Origin of the sequence: Rhizobium sp. P32RR-XVIII (assembly GCF_012641395.1) — a bacterium.
GTDB lineage: Bacteria > Pseudomonadota > Alphaproteobacteria > Rhizobiales > Rhizobiaceae > Rhizobium.
On the sequence record NZ_JABAIH010000003.1, the window covers coordinates 100,126 to 118,296 of the forward strand.

Below are 18,171 nucleotides of genomic sequence, written 5' to 3' on the forward strand. Positions count from 1 at the left end.
AGCTTGCCCCGCCGGTAGAGATGTGATCGATATCGCGCGCTGCCGAAGGCGGCAAGATAAGGATCATCTGTAGAGTTCGATCGCGATGGAGGTTATCATGTCCCAGCTTCTCGACCCCGCCTCATCAGGTGGCTTGTTTGTTGGCCGCGCCTGGAACCCGGAGGCGGCTGGCCCCGCGATCGTCACGCTTCGGGATGGACAGGTCGTCGACATCACATCCAGGGAAGCGCCGACATTGAGTGCGCTTTTGGAGAAAGCCGATCCGGCAGCTTTCGTTCGTGAGGCCAAGGGCAAGACGCTCGGCTCCGTTGACGCGATTGCGGCAAACAGCACCGGCAGTCCTGACGCTTCAAAACCCTATTTTCTGGCGCCGGCCGATCTTCAGGCTGTGAAGGCCTGCGGGGTGACCTTTGCACAATCGATGATCGAGCGCGTGATCGAGGAGAAGGCTGCAGGCAATCCTGATCGCGCGGCCTCGATCCGCGACCGCGTCGGCGTGCTGATCGGCGGCAGCCTTGCCAATATCAAGGCGGGCTCGCCGCAAGCGGCCAAGGTCAAGCAGGCGCTGATCGATGAGGGGATGTGGTCACAATATCTCGAAGTCGGCATCGGACCGGACGCCGAAGTCTTCACGAAGTCGCCGGTGCTATCCTCTGTCGGCTGGGGTGCCGATGTCGGCCTGCATCCGATCTCCACCTGGAACAACCCGGAGCCCGAGATCGTGCTCGCGGTCAACAGCCGCGGAGAGATCAAGGGCGCAACGCTCGGCAACGACGTCAACCTGCGCGATGTCGAGGGCCGTTCGGCACTGCTGCTCGGCAAGGCGAAGGACAACAACGCCTCCTGCTCCATCGGTCCCTTCCTGCGCCTGTTCGACGCGAGCTATGGCCTTGACGACGTGCGCCGGGCTGAGCTCGACCTGAAGGTCACCGGACAGGACGGCTTCGTGCTTCACGGCAAGAGCTCGATGTCGAAGATCAGCCGCGACCCGACCGATCTCGTCAAGCAGACCTGTGGAGCGCACCATCAGTATCCGGATGGCTTCATGCTGTTCCTCGGTACGCTTTTTGCGCCGACACAAGATCGGGACGCTCCCAATCAGGGCTTCACGCACAAGGTCGGCGATGTGGTCGAGATTTCTTCCGCCGGTCTCGGAACGCTCGTCAATACCGTTCGGCTCTCGACCGAATGCCCTCCATGGACGTTCGGTATTTCGGCACTGATGGCGAACCTCGCCCAGCGGGGCCTGCTTTGATTATGCCAGGCACCAAATGTCCTCAGCGGCGCAATCAGGTTAGGACGCCTTGATGGATGATAACGTCATCAAATTTCAAAGGCCGAAGCCGCCCCGCAAGCCGAATCCGGCGCTGCGAAAGCTTCTCGTGGTACTGACCATCCTTATTCTGCTCGGCGCCGCCTGGGGCTATTTCACATTCTTCGGCGGACAGCCGGCGCCCTGAGCTGCCGGCGGCTTCAGGTGTTTCGCCTGATGCCCTGAAGGAGATCGAGCACCGAGTTTGCGGCATCGAGCACATGGGTTCCAGGCCCGAAGATGGCGGAAACGCCGTTTTCGGCCAGAAACTGATAATCCTGCCGCGGAATGACGCCGCCGCAGATGACGATGACATCTCCACCGCCGTTTGCTCGCAACGCTTCGACGAGCTGCGGCAGCAGTGTCTTGTGGCCGGCCGCAAGCGATGAGACGCCAATGACATTGACGTTTTCGCCGATCGCCATCCGGGCAGCCTCCTCCGGCGTCTGAAACAGCGGACCGGCAAGCACGTCGAAGCCTATGTCGCCGAAAGCCGACGCGATCACCTTCGCGCCTCGGTCATGTCCGTCCTGGCCGAGTTTGGCGACCATGATCTTCGGCTTGCGCCCAAGCGCGCCGGTTACCTCCGACATCCGGCTTTTCAATACGGCGAGTTCCGGCTCATCGCGATAGGCCTCGCCGTAGACGTCCTTGATGACCTCGGGCGTGGCGACGTGATCGCCGAAGGCCTTGCGCATTGCATCGGAGATTTCACCGACGGTCGCGCGCGCCCGCGCTGCCTCGACCGCCGCAGCCAGCAGATTGCCTTGGCCGCTACGCGCAACCTCTGAAAGCGTGCTAAGTGTCTGGGCAATCGCGGCGCTGTCGCGTCGCCGCTTTGTTTCCTCGAGCCTTTTTATCTGCGCGCTTCGCACCGCGCTGTTGTCGATCTCGAGAATATCGATCGGGTGTTCATTCTCGAGCCGGTATTTGTTGACCCCGACGATCACCTCATCGCCCTTGTCCACCGCAGCCTGCCGCCGTGCCGCCGCTTCCTCGATCAGCCGCTTCGGCAGGCCGTCGTTGATGGCGCGCGTCATGCCGCCAAGCGCTTCGACCTGCTCGATCAGCGCCCATGCCTTTTCGGCAAGATCCTTCGTGAGCGTCTCGACATAATAAGAGCCGGCTAAGGGATCGACGACTTTGGTGACACCGGTCTCGTGCTGCAGGATCAGCTGCGTATTGCGCGCGATGCGGGCCGAAAACTCCGTCGGCAGCGCGATCGCCTCATCGAAGGAATTGGTGTGCAGCGACTGCGTGCCACCGAGGACCGCCGACATCGCCCCGAAGGCGGTGCGTATGATGTTGTTGTAAGGATCCTGCTCCTGCAGCGACACGCCCGACGTCTGGCAATGAGTCCGCAGCATCAGCGAGGACGCCTTTTTCGGTTGGAACTCGTCCATGATCCGCGCCCAGAGCAACCGCGCGGCGCGCAGCTTCGCAGCCTCCATGAAAAAGTTCATGCCGATCGCGAAGAAGAAGGACAGCCGTCCGGCGAAATCGTCGACGTTGAGGCCCTTGGCGATTGCGGCGCGGACATATTCCCGGCCGTCGGCGAGCGTGAAGGCAAGCTCCTGCACCAAGGTCGCACCGGCCTCCTGCATGTGGTAGCCGGAAATCGAAATCGAATTGAACTTCGGCATTTCCTTCGCCGTATATTCGATGATGTCGGCGACGATCCGCATCGAAGGTTCTGGCGGATAGATATAGGTGTTGCGGACCATGAACTCCTTCAGGATATCGTTCTGAATGGTTCCGGAAAGCTCGGCCCGCGAAACGCCCTGCTCCTCGCCCGCGACGATGAAGGAGGCGAGGATCGGGATCACGGCACCGTTCATGGTCATCGATACCGACATTTCATCCAGCGGAATGCCGTCGAAGAGGATCTTCATGTCCTCGACCGAGTCGATTGCGACTCCTGCCTTGCCGACGTCGCCGACGACGCGCGGATGGTCGCTGTCGTAGCCGCGGTGAGTGGCGAGATCGAAAGCGACCGATAGACCCTTCTGACCGGCAGCCAGATTGCGGCGGTAAAAGGCGTTGGAGTCCTCGGCCGTCGAGAAGCCCGCATATTGCCGGATCGTCCAAGGCCTGCCGACATACATCGTCGCGCGCGGCCCGCGAGTGAAAGGCGTAAATCCCGGCAGGGACTCGAGATGGCTCACCCCTTCGAGATCGGCGGCGGTATAGAGCGGCTTGACGTCGATGCCCTCGGGCGTATGCCAGGTCAGCTTCTCCTGCGACCCGCCAATCTCCTTTTCGGCGAGTGCGGCCCAATCCGCGAGCGTCTTCTCGGTCATGTCATCCTCCGGCATTTCCTTGCGCCGCACGCTATCACTGGAATAGCATGCGGCGCGATAGGGCCTTAGGATAATTCACGCGTGGCGGCGCGTCACGCCACCCGGTACCTCGGAATGCGCGGCAGGAAGATCGTGAACAGGCCAAGCAGCGGCAGGTACGAGCAGATCTTGTAGACGAAGGCAATGCCGTGGCTGTCGGCGAAATCGCCGAGGAAGGCAGCGCCGAGACCGCCCGCGCCGAAGGCGAAGCCGAAGAACACGCCGGCAATGAGCCCGACGCGGCCGGGCACCAGTTCCTGCGCGAAGACGACGATCGCCGAGAAGGCGGAGGCGAAGATCAGGCCGATGACGACGCTGAGCACGCAGGTCCAGAAGAAATTCGCATAGGGCAGCAGCAACGCGAAGGGAATGACGCCGAGGATCGAGAACCAGATGACGAAGCGCGCGCCGAACCTGTCGCCGATCGGCCCGCCGAGGAAGGTGCCGACGGCGACCGAACCCAGGAAGAGGAACAGCATGACCTGCGCCGACTGGACGCTCAGCTGGAACTTCTCGATGACGTAGAAGGTGAAGTAGCTCGACATGCTGGCCATGTAGACATTCTTCGTCGCAGTCAGAAGCACGAGGATCAGCAGCGTCCAGACGACGCGGCTCTTCGGCAGCGGCAGGGCGCGGCTGACGGCCGGCTTGCCGGCGTTCTGGCGGCGATGGCTTATGTACCAGTTGCCGACGCGCGCAAGCACGATCATGCCGACGACGGCGATGACGGCGAGCCAGGAAACGCTGTGCTGGCCGAGCGGCAGCACGATGAAGGCGGCCAGCAGCGGGCCGATTGCCTGTCCGGCATTGCCCCCGACCTGGAAGAAGGATTGCGCGAAGCCGTGGCGGCCGCCGGACGCAAGCCGCGCGACGCGCGAGGATTCCGGATGGAAGACGGCCGAACCGAAGCCGATCAGGCTGGCGGCGACCAGCAGCAGTTCGAAGCTTCCGGCATTGCCAAGCAGCACGAGACCGCAGAAGGTGCTCGCCATGCCGACCGGCAGCGAATAGGGCATCGGCCAGCGGTCGGTCACGATGCCGACCATCGGCTGCAGGAGCGACGCGGTCACCTGGAACGTCATCGTCAATAGGCCGATCTGGACGAAGTCGAGATCGTAGTTCGCCTTGAAGAGCGGATAGAGCGAAGCGAGCAGCGACTGCATGATATCGTTCAGCATGTGGCAGAAGCTGACGGCCACAAGGATCGACATCGTCGTCTTCTCGAAGCGGGGCGCATTCTCGCTCAACACGGCCATAAGCATTTCTCCTGCGGCCGGTTCAACGCCATGCCGCCATTGCTTTACATAAGATGATTTTGGCGATCGGAGCCTGGGGGCTAGTGTTCGGCGGCGGTCGCGTAAACAGCCTTTATCGCAACCTGCGCGTCAATTACAGGCCTGTTTTCGCAGGATCGGTACGCCCAGCCCATTTTTTATGCAGTTGTTCCGCGTAACAAGCCGCAGGGAGCTTACGAAGCGCACGCGATACGATCTGATCCTGGCTCCTCCCCGGGGCAGGAGAGCCCTCCCCGGCCATCGCCGGAGAAGGAATAACGCCTGAATGCAAGTCTTCCGCGCTCAAACGTCAGATCAGCTTTTCCAGCGTGATCGGCAATTCCCGGATTCGTTTGCCGGTTGCGTGAAAGACGGCGTTGGCGATGGCAGGCGCGACGCCGACGATGCCGACTTCGCCGACGCCCTTGCCGCCCAATGCCGAGGCATTGTAATCCGGTACGCCGACCGAGATCACCTGGATATCCGGCACGTCCGAGTTCGTCGGCACCAGATAGTCGCCCATGTTGTTGTTGACGGTGCGGCCGTTGCGCAGGTCGACAAGGCCTTCTTCCAGCAGCGCCTGACCGATGCCCATGATGATGCCGCCGCGCCACTGGCTTTCCACCAGCCGCGGATTGTAGAGCCGGCCGCAGTCGAAGGCCGAAACCATGCGGGAAACCCGCACCGTGCCGAAATCCTCATCCACCCGCACTTCAGCAAAATGGGCGCACCAGCTGTGCATAGAATAGTCGCCCATGGTCGGCCCCTGCACCTTGGCCATCGTCGTCCAGGCCTGATGATGCTCCTGGGCGGTCGCGCCATCCGGCAGCGTGTTCCGGCGGATTTCGATCTCGTCGCGGCCGAGCGCTGCCATCAGTTCCGGCAGGGTGAGCGACGGACCTTCGCCGCGCGGTGCGGCAACCCGCCCGTCGCTGAAGGTCAGCGTGTTGGCACCGGTCGCGCGCAGCGGCGACTTTGCGTCGCTGAGCGCCAGCCCGATCAGCTCGTCACGGGCGGCGGTTGCCGCCTTGTGCACGGCGCCGACGATGGAACCCGCCAGCATCGAGCCGCCGGCGATCGCCGAACCCGGCAGACGGGAATCGCCGAGATGGACCTCGACCTGGTCGACCGGAATGCCGAAGACCTCAGCCGCCGTCTGGGCGAGGATGGTGTAGGTCCCCTGCCCCATGTCGATCGCCCCGCTGACCACCTCGACGCGGCCATTCCCGAGAATGCGGATGATTGCCTCGCTTGGCGCCTGGATGACCGGGAACGTGCCGCAGCCGATGCCCCAGCCGATCAGGGTCTTACCATCACGCATGGAGCGCGGCGCATGATTGCGCTTCGACCAGCCGAAGGCTTCGGCGCCCTCGATCAAGGCTTCGCGGAGCCGGCGGGTCGCCCACGGCTTTCCGGACTGGTAGTCGTGATCGGCATCGTTCTTCAGCCGAAGTTCGAGCGGGTCCATGCCGAGCTTGTAGGCAAGCTCTTCCATGGCGCTTTCGATGCCGAAGGAGCTCGGGTTCTTGCCGGGGCCGCGCAGCGCCCCGGGCGTCACGGTATTGACCGGCACGACGCGGTGCTGCGACGAGAAATTCTCGACCTTGTAGAGGATGGGCGTCGCGGCACCCGTCTGCTCCGGCCAGACAGCGTAAGTCGACGTTTCGCTCGCGCCGCGATGAACGATGGCTCGGAGGATACCATCCTCCGACGCACCGAGCCTGAGCGTCTGGCGCGTCGCGGCGCGACCGCCATAGCTGGTGAAGTTCTGCGGGCGGGTGACCGCAAGTTTCACCGGCCGGCCGAGCTTTCTCGCCGCGAAGGCTGCCACTGCGCCATAGGCGAGCACCGCACCCTTGGAGCCGAAACCACCGCCGATGAAAGGCGAGATAAGGCGGACATTCTCATAGGGAATGTTGAACCATTCCGCATAGGTACGCGCCATGCCGTGCGACCATTGGCTGGGCTCCCAGACCGTCAGCTGGTCGCCGCCCCATTTCACCGTCAGTCCGTGCGGCTCCATCGCGGTGTGATACTCGCGGGGCGTGGAGTATTCCGCCTCGATCTGGACGGGTGCGGGGGCAAGCGCGGCTTCGGCATCGCCCCAGTCGGAGCTCAGGTGGTCCATCACGGTGCCTTCGCCCGCCTTCGGATCGCCGAGGCTCGCGATATAAGGGGCTTCCTCATAGGTGACGCTCACCAGCTTCGCGGCCTCCGCGGCCTGTTCCCGGCTTTCCGCGACCACGGCGGCGATTGTCTCGCCGTTGAACCGCACCTCGCGCGGCAGCGGAATATAGGGCTGGTTTTCCGGCCGGTTGCCAAACCAGTCGGTCGCGACGGTCATGCCAAAATCGTCGTCCGGCGTCAGTACCATCAGCACGCCCGGCGCGGCAAGCGCGGCGGAGGCATCGATCGAGACCACGCGCCCGGCCGGAATGGTGCTCTGGACGAGCACGGCATGGGCCAGTCCTTCGACCGGATATTCCAGCGCATAGGTCGCAGCACCCGTGACCTTCAGGCCGCCTTCGAAGCGGGATTGACGGCCGCCGATCATGCCGTCGGAGGCGTCGCCGTGTTTGCGGGGTTCCATGATGGTCATGCGAGGGCTCCCATATTCTGGGCCATTGTCAGGATAGCGCGGGTAATGACGCGCGGCGCAAGTTCGATCTTGTAGTGGTTGCCTCCAGAGGAGACGGCACCTTCCACGGCGAGCCGGCTCGCCTTCTCGACGCTTTGCGTGTCGAGAACCTTACCGATGAGCGCCTTTTCGACGGCACGTGCCCGCCAGGGTTTTGTCGCAACGCCCCCAAGCCCGACGCGAATATCACGTACCGTCTTACCGTCCGCCTCGAATTCAAGGCCGACTGCGGCGCTTGCCGCGGCGAACTCGTAGGACTGCCGGTCGCGGACTTTGAGATAGGTTGAGTTCCGAGCTGCAGTCGAGGCGGGAATGGTGATGGCGGTGATGATCTCGCCGCGCTCAAGCGCCGTTTCCTTGTCCGGTGTATCGCCGGGTATGAGGAAGAAATCGTCGACAGCAACCTTGCGACTACCCAACTCGACCACTGCGTCGAAAGCGACGAGCGCCACGGCGAGATCACCGGGATAGGAGGCAATACAGGCTTCGCTGGTGCCGAGAACCGCGTGGTTGCGGGTCACGCCGCCAATCGCCGAACAGCCGGAATCGGGATTTCGTTTGTTGCAGGCGGCAAAGACGCCTGGCTCGCGGAAATAGGAACAGCGGGTCCGCTGCAGAAGATTGCCGCCGATCGTCGCCATGTTGCGAAGCTGGGCGGATGCGGCAAGCGACAGCGACTCCGACACCGCTGGGAAAGCGTCGCGGATATCCTTGTGATCGGCCACGTCGCTCATCTTTGCAAGTGCGCCGATCGTGGCACCAGTGACATCGACCTTGATCATGTCGAGGCCGGCAAGATGCGTGATATCGACGACCGTTTCGGGATTGGTCACACCGCATTTGGCGAGATCGAGCAGGGTCGTGCCGCCGGCAAGCAGCATGGCGCCGGCCTGTTGTGCTAAGCGGCCAGCCTCGTCGACAGACGTGGCGCGGAGATAAGAAAAATCGCGCATCAGGCCATCTCCACCGCTTCGCGCACCGCCGCAACGATGCTGTTATAGGCCCCGCACCGACAGAGATTGCCGGACATGTATTCGCGGATTTCCGCATCTGAACCCGCATGACCCTCGCGGATGCAGGCGACGGCGGACATGATCTGCCCGGGGGTGCAATAGCCGCACTGGAAGGCGTCCTGTTCGATGAAGGCCGCCTGGACCGGATGCAGGTCACCGTTTTCGTCCGCAAGACCTTCGATCGTCGTGACCTCTCGGCCCTCGACCTGCGCAGCAAGCGTCAGGCAGGAAAGGACGCGCTTGCCATCGACATGACAGGTGCAGGCGCCGCACTGGCCCTGATCGCAGCCCTTCTTGGTGCCGGTCAGCCCAAGATGTTCACGCAGTGCATCGAGTAGCGTCACGCGAGGTTCCACGGCTAGCTCGTGAGACTTGCCGTTGATATCAAGCTTGAGATTGATTGTCCGGGTCATGGTATTCTCCTGGCTCACCGGAGGGGATTGCATTGTCATCAAAAATTGCCGCTCTTGAGTGCGGAGCTCCTGCGAAAGCTAAGACTGGCCCCACATGCTGCGGCGTTCGTGTTCACCTATGGCGCCTTGTGCAATCGAGACATGACATTTCGCCTCTTTCTGCGATAACAAGTGCAAGGCACTCCAGTTAAGCGGAGGCGCCTCCGAATAAACTAGCGGCATGCGCGGCAGCGTCAAGCCCTTATCTGCAGGAGAGGCTTTTGGGTGGAAAGGAAGCGGGCGAAGACGACGCAAAGCCCGAAAGGCGTATGCGAGCCGATGCGCTGCGCAACCGCGACAAGCTGATCGCCGTTGCAGCCGTCGTCTTCGCCGATCACGGCGTCGAAGGTTCGCTGGAGGAGATTGCCCGGCGCGCCGGCGTTGGCATCGGTACGCTTTACCGGCATTTTCCCACCCGCGAGCATCTGGTTGAGGCCGTCTATCGGCGGGAGCTCGAGAATCTCGCGACAGCGGCAAGCGAACTTCTTGCCGAGCATCCTGCTGACGTTGCGCTCGAAGAATGGATGAACCGCTTCGTCAGCTACATTGCCGCAAAGCGTGGCATGGCGCAAAGCCTGCGTGTTCTGCTCAATTCCAACTCGGAGCTTTTCGCCGAAAGCGCCGGGCTCATCTCCGGCGCGTTTCGGCAGCTGGTCGACAGCGCCGCCGCCAAGGGGTTGATCCGCGGCGATGTCGACAGCACCGATCTGCTCCACGCACTCTCCAGCATCTACTCCATTCCCGACTCCCCGGAATGGCGGGAACGTTCCCGCCGCCTTGTTCGCCTGCTGATGGATGGACTTCGACGGGGTGTAGAGTAAGATCAACGGCACCTACCGAATCCGATTCGGACCGGTTTGGAGTCGCCGCGGCACTCCGCTAATGCGCTGATATGGTTAATCTTCGCGGCATTACGGAAGAAAACCCGCCATTAGGTTCCGCAGCTCATACTCAGGCTCCAGGCACTCCTTAAACTGGCAATGACGCCAAGAATGCCGTCGGGCGCCTCTCAACGAAAAGCGTTAACTCCTTGTTAACCCTAATTGCCTTGCAAGAAAATGAGAATCGGCGTCTAAATGCGCTTTCATAGCCCGCGCGCTGTTTAAATCGCATTTTCGAGATTTCCATGAATATGGCAACCACAATTGATAAAGCAATTTCTGACGTCGATCAGCTGATCATCGGCCAGGCTCAGGAACTGTCAGACAAGCTGAAGCAGCATCGATTGGAAATGTTTCCGCCCCGGGCCATGAAGGGACTGCGCGAATTTCAGCTTGCGGAGGCTGCCCGCTTCCTCGGCGTCACGAGCGGCTATCTCCGCAACCTCTCCCTCGAAAGCAAGGGTCCCCTCCCCCAGGTGACGCCATCCGGCCGCAGGTCCTACACTGCCGCGCAGATGGACGAGATGCGGTTGTTCCTGGATCAGAACGCCCGGGGCAGCACCCGCTACGTTCCCCACCGCAAGGGCAACGAACATCTGCAGGTCATTGCCGTGGTGAACTTCAAAGGCGGCAGCGGCAAGACCACCAGTGCGGCCCACCTCGCCCAGCATCTGGCGCTCACCGGCCATCGGGTTCTTGCGGTCGACCTCGACCCGCAAGCCTCGCTTTCGGCAATCCATGGCTTCCAGCCGGAATTCGATGTCGACGAGAACGAGACGCTTTATGCAGCAATCCGTTACGACGACCAGCGGCGGCCGCTGAAGGAAATCATCCGCAAGACCAATTTCCCCAATCTCGACCTCGTACCCGGCAATCTCGAACTGATGGAGTTCGAGCACGATACGCCGCGCGTTCTTGCCCAGGGTAAGACCAGCGATTACGGCCGGATCTTCTTTGCCCGCCTGGATGAGGCGTTGTCCTCGGTCGCCGACGACTATGATGTCGTCGTCATCGACTGCCCTCCCCAGCTCGGCTTCCTGACGATGAGCGCAATCTGCGGCGCGACCGCGGTGCTCATCACCGTGCATCCGCAGATGCTCGACGTGATGTCGATGTGCCAGTTCCTGCAAATGTTGGGCGAAGTGCTGAACACGCTGAAGGGCGCCGGCGGCAACATGAATCTCGACTGGCTTCGTTATCTCGTGACCCGCTACGACCCGCAGGATGGCCCGCAGACCCAGATGGTCGCCTTCATGCGCTCCATGTTCCGCAATCACGTGCTCACCAATCCCATGCTTCGCAGCGTGGCGATTTCGGATGCGGCGATGACGAACCAGACCCTGTATGAGGTGGAGCGCAACCAGTTTACCCGTGCCACCTATGACCGCGCGATGGAGGCCATGAGTGCGGTGAATGGCGAGGTTGCCGAGCTCATTCACAAGGCATGGGGACGCAAATGAACTATCCCCGATTTACCGCGGTAAACCGCTTGACCGTCCGGAGGAAACCAAATGGCACGTAAGAATATTCTCTCGGGCCTCATGGACGATTCCAAGACGTTTACGGCCGTAAACCACGAGCCCAGCAGCGACGCGGAGAGGCAGCAGATCACCTACAAGGGAATCGGCGCGCTGGGAGCCGTTACCCGCAGTATCGACGCCCTCGCCGCGAGAGCCGATGCCGCACGCGACATCGAAGACAAGCTCGCGCACGGCGAAACGGTCATCGATCTCGACACGGCGCTCATCGAAGATTCCTTCGTCAGCGATCGCCTCGCGCATAACGACGAACAGTTTCGCGAACTGGTGGAAGCCATACGCCTGCGTGGCCAGGATTCGCCGATTCTTGTCCGACCTCATCCTGAGAAGGATGGGAAATATCAGATCGCATTCGGCCATCGCCGCGCACGCGCCGCAAAGGAACTGGGCCGGCCGGTTCGCGCCGTCGTCAAGAAGCTGGCCGACCGCGACCACGTCATTGCTCAGGGCCAGGAGAACTCCGCGCGCGCGGACCTCTCGTTTATCGAGCGCACGATGTTTGCAGACAAACTCGACACGCTCGGTTTCGATCGGGAAACCATTATGGCGGCGCTCAGCGCCGATAAGACCACGGTCTCCAAGATGCTCTCGGTTACGCGACGCATTCCGACCGAGGTTCTTTCGGCAATCGGCGCAGCCCGTGCAACCGGCCGCGACCGCTGGCACGATCTTTCGGTGAAGTTCGAAGAGGAAAACGCTCCGGAGCGAGCAAGGCTGTTTGTCGAAACGCCGGAATTCGAGGCCGCAGAACCGGACGCACGCTTCGACATGCTTGTTGCCTTTCTCAGCAGGACGCCGTCGTCGCCCGCACAAAGCGCAACACCAGCCTCTGCCATCAGCCAATGGCACCGCAAGGACGGCTCCGTAAAGGCGAAGATCAAGGACGACGGAAAGCAGTTCACTATCGCGCTCAAGGCGAGGGAGGCATCGGCCTTCGGCGCCTACATCGCGGACAATCTGGATCGTCTCTACGAGGCGTTCGAGATGAGCAAAAATTCACGACAGAACGGAGATCAATAGCAAAAGAAAAGGCCCCCGAAACGTTGCCGCCGCGGAAGCCCTCTCTGATCTAGACACCCAGAGAATCACATTTCCGCACAACATAGTCAAGAGTCTCCGGCACCTATTTTCGGTGAGCTGATACCTTTTGCCTTGAAGAAGGCGAAGAAAATGGAAAGCGGAAGTGTGACGACGCCCTTTGGGCGGCGGCCGATGACACTTGGCATGCTCACAAGCCAGGTGACAAGCCGGGACGTCGGGGCAGGTGCCTCGGTCGACAAGTGGAAAATCTATCGCGCCCTGTGCGAAGCAAAGCCTCTGCTCGAAATCTCGGACAGAGCTCTGACCGTTTTGAACGCGCTGCTCAGCTTCTATCCGAAGAGCGAGCTTTCAGCGGATAACAGCCTTGTCGTATTTCCTTCCAATGCGCAGCTGTCCCTCCGCTGCCACGGAATGGCCGAGCAGACGATCCGCCGGCATATGGCCGCACTCGTCGTCGCCGGCCTCATCATCCGCAAGGACAGCCCCAACGGAAAGCGTTACGCACGCAAGAACCGCCAGGGCGAAATCAATGACGCCTACGGTTTCTCGCTAGCGCCGCTGTTGGCCCGCGCAACGGAAATCGAGCAGCTTGCCGCAAAGGTCGCCGCCGATCGCCTTTATATGCAGACTCTCAAGGAACGCCTCACGCTCTGCCGCCGCGACATCTCCAAACTCATCAACGCTGCACTCATCGAGGAGCTTCCCGGTGAATGGCTGGGCGCTCAGCAGCGCTTCCATCAGATCCTCGACCAATTGCCAAGGGTCGCATCTACCCGTTTGATCGCGTCGGCCTTGGCCACGTTGGAGACTCTCCGCGAGGAAATCATCAAGCAGCTGGAAATACTCATTAAAGCTCAAAATTCGAGCGGCAATGACTCACAAAATGAGCGGCACATACAGATAACAGAATCTGAATCTCCTTTTGATTCTGAAGCCGCGAGTGAAGTACTGGTGTCCGAGTTTACGGCGGTAAACCGCTCGTCCGCCGTCGCGTTCGATGACCGAATGCCCATCCCAACCGGGACCACCGAAACCCCCATCCCAAGAGCGGATGCTCCTGCAGCAATCCATCCGCTTCCTCTATCGCTCGTTCTCCAAGCATGCCCCGAGGTGCGCAGTTACGGCCCGGCAGGCACGATCAAGACGTGGCAAGATCTCATTGCGGCCGGAACAATGGTGAGTTCAATGCTGCAGATCAGTCCATCAGCCTACAAGGACGCCTGCCGTGTCATGGGTCCGCAGAACGCAGCGACTGTGCTCGCATGCATCTTCGAGAGGGCAGGGGAGATCAATTCTGCAGGCGGTTATCTACGGTATCTCACAAAGCGAGCACAAGGTGGAGAGTTTGCGATAAAGCCAATGTTGATGGCTTTGGCCCGTGCAAAGGAAACACGTCACCGCCCGGCCGCTCCGTCGTCAAAATCCGGTAGCTCTACCTCGGCTTATGGTGATTGAAATGAAAGTGCAGATAATTTCCGTTATCTGGAGAAGAACGAGCAATAACAGGCCATTAAAAATTCGACAGGCAGATCTCTACGCTCTCGCCATGTGTCCTGCGGTGCCGCTAGACAGGGGATATGAGGGTCGGTGTAACGGACAGACGGGTGGGGGATACCATAGCCTCTAAACCCGATAACCGCGGAAACCTCGCGCTACGAGGTGCGTGTCGCGCGATGAGGGGAGAGGCTCGGTCGCACTGTCTTTTGGTCGAGCAGCGCAAACAAGAGGCAATACCTTCTTTCGGGGAAGCCGGATCATCAAACAGCTATATAACGGCAAGCGCTGTTTTCTGCGAAAATGACCATTCTTGTCTGAAGATGGGCGCAAGCGCACGGGGTTATCCAATCAAGTCGTATCGCTCCGAACGATCTGGGTTCGTCATGCGTTATCTTCGGCAAAGGAGGAAGAGCCATGAAGAACATGAACAACAGACAGGTCCACGTTCCTGGTCCCCACGACCACGATGTTGCCGATCACTGCAAGAAGCTGGGCGTGGACCCTGCGGAGGAGCGCAAGCTGCTCAGGCTCCTTGGGAAACATGCGCCGCTTCACGAGATCCGGGCGAATGCTCCGCCGAAGCAACCACGGTTCCGCTAAGCGAAGTAGCCCCGAGCGTATCGGCACCCTCCATCGGTCCCGGACGCAGACACGGCCGGGACACTCGATTGTCAGACGCCTCGCTTGTTGCCCCACAACAGGACGTGCAGTTGCGGCAAGACGCGAGCTTCGAACCAGCGATCTTCCGTCACCTTGTTCACAAGCCAGAGCATCCGGTCCATGATGCCGTCGATATCGACCACTGCATCGTCGTTGTCGGGCGGCGGAGGCGTGTGGTTGCCAGGTTGAAGGTAGACTGGAAGGCTGGGGTATCGTGCGGCGGCAGACCGCGCATAGAGGTAGTCGCGCTCGTCAAAGACCACGACCTTCAAGGCGATCTGCGGCTTCGCTCCAGCTGCCCGCAAACAGTGATCGAAAGCACGCCAGTCCGTGTCCATCCCACTTGAGGGTGGCTTCGGGCTCAGCACCAGGACATCAAGATCGGCAAACCAGTCCTTCGCGATACTGCCTTGCGTCTCCAGTGCGAACCGATAGTTCTCCTGATGGCCGCGTGCGATCAGCGGTCCTAGCGGCTGGATCGCCGGGTTGCCGCCCGACAACGACACCGTCAGCGGGCGATTACCAGAAAGCCGCGAAACCTCCCGCCAGATGTCGTCAACCGACATCGGAAGCCATTGATCGCGATACTCGCTATCGACGGCGTGCAGCGTGTCGCACCACGAACAGCGGTAATCGCAGCCGCCGGTCCTGACGAACACGGTCGGAAGGCCGATCAGGATGCCTTCTCCCTGGATCGTCGGCCCGAAGATTTCGCTGACGCGGATCTGCGTCTCGCGAGACTCGTTCATGGCCGGTACTCCGCCCAGGTCTTTGGCGTTTCGCTGACCCGCACGGCCGAGGTTTCCGGCAGGCGCGCCCTGCACCAGTCGTAGAAGTGCTTCGCGAGATATTCGGAGGTCACGCGATCATGACCGAAGACCTCGTTGAGATGCCGATGATCGAACCGCTCGTCGATATAGTGCTTCAGGGGGGCAAGCTCGTGATAATCGCGAACGAAGCCGTTTTCGTCGAGTTCGGCGGCCGCAAGCTCCACGACGACGATATAATTGTGGCCGTGAAGGCGCGCGCACTGGTGCTCGGCGGGGAGGCCAGTCAGCTGATGCGAGGCCGAGAAATGAAACTCCTTGGTGATACGGAACATCATTTCACCTCCTCGGCCGAGAAGCCGGCCGTTGCAGCCACCCAGAAGTCCGGATCCTCGTAGTCGGTCGGATCGTCAACACCGGCAAGATGAAATGCCTCGCGCCGTTCGACGCAGGTGCCGCAACGGCCGCAATGGCGCGCGCCACCCTTGTAGCACGACCACGTCTCCGCAAAGGGAGTGCCGTTCCTCGCACCGTCGGTGACGATGTCCGCTTTCGAGACGGTGACGTAAGGCGCGTAGAGCGAAACGCTGGCATAGCCGTCGAGCGCCTGGTTCTGCATCTCCTGAAATGAATTGATGAAGCCCGGCCGGCAGTCCGGATAGATGAAGTGGTCGCCGCCATGCACCGCGACTGCAACGGCATCGGCTTTCTGCGCCGCAGCCAGTCCGAAGGCGATGGCGAGCATGATGGCGTTGCGGTTCGGAACGACGGTCGCCTTCATCGTTTCCTCGGCATAATGCCCGTCCGGGACGTCGACGTCGTCGGTCAGCGCCGACCCCGTGAGATGGCTGCCGATCTGTCTGATGTCGATGATGTGGTGGGCCACGCCCAACCGTTTGGCGCAGGCGGCAGCGAAGTCGAGCTCCTTTCGGTGCCGTTGTCCGTAGTCGAAGGAAAGAAGGCTGATGAGCTGGTGTTCCGCGGCGACCTTATGGGCGAGCGAAACGGAGTCCAATCCGCCGGAGCAGATGACGATGGTTTTCATGATTGTCTGATCCCTTGTTTTGACCGGGTGGGCTGCGACCGGATTACGAGGTGGCATGTAGAGCAATCATCCCAACTTGTGAAGAGCAAAGCCCGGATTGCGTATTAGCAATATCTTGCGTAAGGCCGGCACGAAGCGCAAAATGCCGCGGCGGGAAACGGGGCGGGCCTGCCGAGGGAGACAATCATGGACAGCTTGAATCTTACGACCCTGCAAAAGGGCCAGAAGGTCGTGGACGACGCGGCCCTTAATGCCTTTGCGGCGGCGCTGCGCGGGACCTTAATCACCAACAAGGACGCCAATTATGACGAGACGCGGGCTATCTGGAATAGCATGATCGACCGGAGGCCGGGCCTTATCGCACGTTGTGCCGGTGCAGCCGACGTCATGAGAGCGGTGAAGTTTGCCCGCGACAACAATCTCCTGCTGTCGGTGCGTGGCGGCGGGCACAACATTGCTGGCAACGCAGTGTGCGAGGGCGGCCTCATGATTGATCTATCGCCGATGAAATCGGTAAGAGTCGACCCCGCTACACGTCGCCTTCGGGTCGAGCCGGGGGCAACCCTTGCCGATGTCGATAACGAAACTCAAGCCTTCGGGATGGTTCTGCCGACCGGCATCAACTCGACGACCGGCATCGCGGGTCTGACGCTTGGCGGCGGTTTCGGCTGGGCCACGCGCAAGTTCGGTCTTACGATCGATAATCTTATTTCCATGGAGGTTGTGACCGCCGACGGTAAGCTGGTGCGTGCAAGCGAGAACGACGAGTCGGATCTGTTCTGGGCCCTGCGCGGCGGCGGCGGCAATTTCGGCGTGGTAACTTCCTTCGAATTCCGGCTTCACGATTTGCCGGGCGAAGTCCTGGCCGGTCTGGTTATCCATCCCTTCGATGATGCGGAGGCGGTGCTCGGACAATATCGCCAAGCGCTCGAGACCGCGCCGGACGAGCTGACATGCTGGGCTGTCATGCGCAAGGCGCCGCCACTGCCCTTCCTGCCAGCCGAATGGCACGGCAAGGAAATTCTCGCCCTCGCCATGTGCTATTGCGGCGACATCGAAACAGGCCAGGAGGCGACGGCCGGGCTTCGTAGCATTGGCAATCCCATTGTCGATGTCGTCAGTCCGATGCCGTTTGCCGGCTGGCAGCAGGCATTCGATCCGCTGTTGGCGCCGGGCGCCCGCAACTACTGGAAGAGCCAGGACTTCGCCGAGCTTTCGGATGCAACGATCGCAGTTCTCCTTGATGCCGTCCGAAGCCTCCCGGGGCCGGAATGCGAGATATTCATTGGCCACGTGGGCGGCGCGGCGGGCCGCATCGCGCTCGAGGCAACGGCTTTCCCCCAGCGCAACTCGCATTTCGTCATGAATGTGCATGCGCGCTGGCGCGAGAAATCGATGGACGACGCCTGCATCAGCTGGGCACGCGCGCTTTTCGAAGCGACGAAAAAGCATGCGATCGGCACCGCCTATATCAACTTCATGCCGGAGGATGAGAGCGATCGTGTCGAGGCAGCCTATGGCGCCAACTACAAGCGCCTGACTGAGATCAAGCGGCGTTACGATCCGGAAAACCTCTTTCGTATGAACCAAAACGTCAAGCCACAGGCGGAAATGCCGGCCCCCAGCTGACTGGTGGCAACGCAGTGATCGAAAGCGAAGGGAGCACCACGGCCGTGTGGTGCCCCTTTCTGTTTCTTCGGCGGGTTAGCGATGA

General features: G+C 61.1%; 16 protein-coding genes. 8 read left to right on the forward strand and 8 right to left on the reverse strand.

All coding sequences use genetic code 11. From position 1 onward, the window contains the following. Nucleotides 1-97 precede the first annotated feature (97 nt). Nucleotides 98-1,255 (forward strand): fumarylacetoacetate hydrolase family protein, encoded by a 1,158-nt coding sequence (locus tag HGP14_RS10175; RefSeq protein ID WP_168829727.1) that lies wholly within the window; start codon nt 98-100, stop codon nt 1,253-1,255. Nucleotides 1,256-1,307: 52 nt separating this feature from the next. Then, a complete protein-coding gene (locus HGP14_RS10180; RefSeq protein ID WP_168829728.1) occupies nt 1,308-1,460 on the forward strand; it encodes a hypothetical protein in 153 nt (50 codons plus the stop codon). A gap of 13 nt (nt 1,461-1,473) precedes the next feature. Here HGP14_RS10180 and scpA read toward each other — a convergent pair whose 3' ends face one another. The 5 genes from scpA to HGP14_RS10205 all read right to left on the reverse strand — a co-directional run bounded on the left by scpA (nt 1,474) and on the right by HGP14_RS10205 (nt 8,989). Next, entirely contained in the window at nt 1,474-3,612 is a 2,139-nt protein-coding gene (gene scpA, locus HGP14_RS10185) for a methylmalonyl-CoA mutase (RefSeq protein WP_168829729.1), read from the reverse strand. A gap of 92 nt (nt 3,613-3,704) precedes the next feature. Then, nucleotides 3,705-4,907: an MFS transporter gene (locus HGP14_RS10190; protein ID WP_168829730.1), complete on the reverse strand. Its 1,203-nt coding sequence runs from the start codon at nt 4,905-4,907 to the stop codon at nt 3,705-3,707. A 328-nt stretch (nt 4,908-5,235) separates the two neighbouring features. Next, nucleotides 5,236-7,524: a xanthine dehydrogenase family protein molybdopterin-binding subunit gene (locus HGP14_RS10195; protein WP_168829731.1), complete on the reverse strand. Its 2,289-nt coding sequence runs from the start codon at nt 7,522-7,524 to the stop codon at nt 5,236-5,238. Continuing rightward, on the reverse strand, nt 7,521-8,516 hold the full coding sequence (locus HGP14_RS10200; protein ID WP_168829732.1) for a xanthine dehydrogenase family protein subunit M: 996 nt from the start codon (nt 8,514-8,516) through the stop codon (nt 7,521-7,523). Before HGP14_RS10200 ends, HGP14_RS10195 begins: the two co-directional genes overlap by 4 nt. Beyond that, nucleotides 8,516-8,989 (reverse strand): (2Fe-2S)-binding protein, encoded by a 474-nt coding sequence (locus HGP14_RS10205; RefSeq protein WP_168829733.1) that lies wholly within the window; start codon nt 8,987-8,989, stop codon nt 8,516-8,518. The genes HGP14_RS10200 and HGP14_RS10205 overlap by 1 nt, the downstream gene beginning before the upstream one ends. Before the next feature lie 308 nt (nt 8,990-9,297). On the opposite strand from HGP14_RS10205, the gene HGP14_RS10210 reads away from it, so the two are divergent. From HGP14_RS10210 to HGP14_RS10230, 5 genes are all read left to right on the forward strand, one after another. Further along, entirely contained in the window at nt 9,298-9,849 is a 552-nt protein-coding gene (locus tag HGP14_RS10210; protein ID WP_168830278.1) for a TetR/AcrR family transcriptional regulator, read from the forward strand. A 305-nt stretch (nt 9,850-10,154) separates the two neighbouring features. Continuing rightward, entirely contained in the window at nt 10,155-11,369 is a 1,215-nt protein-coding gene (gene repA / locus HGP14_RS10215) for a plasmid partitioning protein RepA (protein ID WP_168829734.1), read from the forward strand. Between the two features lie 51 nt (nt 11,370-11,420). Beyond that, on the forward strand, nt 11,421-12,467 hold the full coding sequence (gene repB / locus HGP14_RS10220; protein WP_168829735.1) for a plasmid partitioning protein RepB: 1,047 nt from the start codon (nt 11,421-11,423) through the stop codon (nt 12,465-12,467). Nucleotides 12,468-12,617: 150 nt separating this feature from the next. Beyond that, on the forward strand, nt 12,618-13,943 hold the full coding sequence (gene repC, locus HGP14_RS10225) for a plasmid replication protein RepC (RefSeq protein ID WP_168830279.1): 1,326 nt from the start codon (nt 12,618-12,620) through the stop codon (nt 13,941-13,943). A gap of 456 nt (nt 13,944-14,399) precedes the next feature. Then, the gene (locus tag HGP14_RS10230) at nt 14,400-14,585 is read left to right on the forward strand and encodes a hypothetical protein (RefSeq protein WP_168829736.1); all 186 of its coding nucleotides are present in this window, start codon (nt 14,400-14,402) and stop codon (nt 14,583-14,585) included. Nucleotides 14,586-14,656: 71 nt separating this feature from the next. Here HGP14_RS10230 and queE read toward each other — a convergent pair whose 3' ends face one another. From queE to queC, 3 genes are read right to left on the reverse strand one after another with little or no spacing between them, the layout of a single operon-like run. Continuing rightward, complete coding sequence (gene queE, locus HGP14_RS10235) at nt 14,657-15,394, reverse strand: 7-carboxy-7-deazaguanine synthase QueE (protein WP_168829737.1); 738 nt, start codon at nt 15,392-15,394, stop codon at nt 14,657-14,659. After that, nucleotides 15,391-15,747 carry a 6-carboxytetrahydropterin synthase QueD gene (gene queD / locus HGP14_RS10240; RefSeq protein ID WP_168830280.1) on the reverse strand — a complete coding sequence of 119 codons (357 nt, stop codon included), beginning with the start codon at nt 15,745-15,747 and terminating at the stop codon, nt 15,391-15,393. Before queD ends, queE begins: the two co-directional genes overlap by 4 nt. Continuing rightward, nucleotides 15,747-16,457, reverse strand: a complete 711-nt coding sequence (queC, locus tag HGP14_RS10245; RefSeq protein WP_168829738.1) for a 7-cyano-7-deazaguanine synthase QueC — start codon at nt 16,455-16,457, stop codon at nt 15,747-15,749. The genes queD and queC overlap by 1 nt, the downstream gene beginning before the upstream one ends. 186 nt (nt 16,458-16,643) lie before the next feature. Between queC and HGP14_RS10250 the strand changes: the two genes are divergently transcribed. Then, complete coding sequence (locus HGP14_RS10250) at nt 16,644-18,086, forward strand: FAD-binding oxidoreductase (protein WP_168829739.1); 1,443 nt, start codon at nt 16,644-16,646, stop codon at nt 18,084-18,086. Nucleotides 18,087-18,171: the final 85 nt, after the last annotated feature.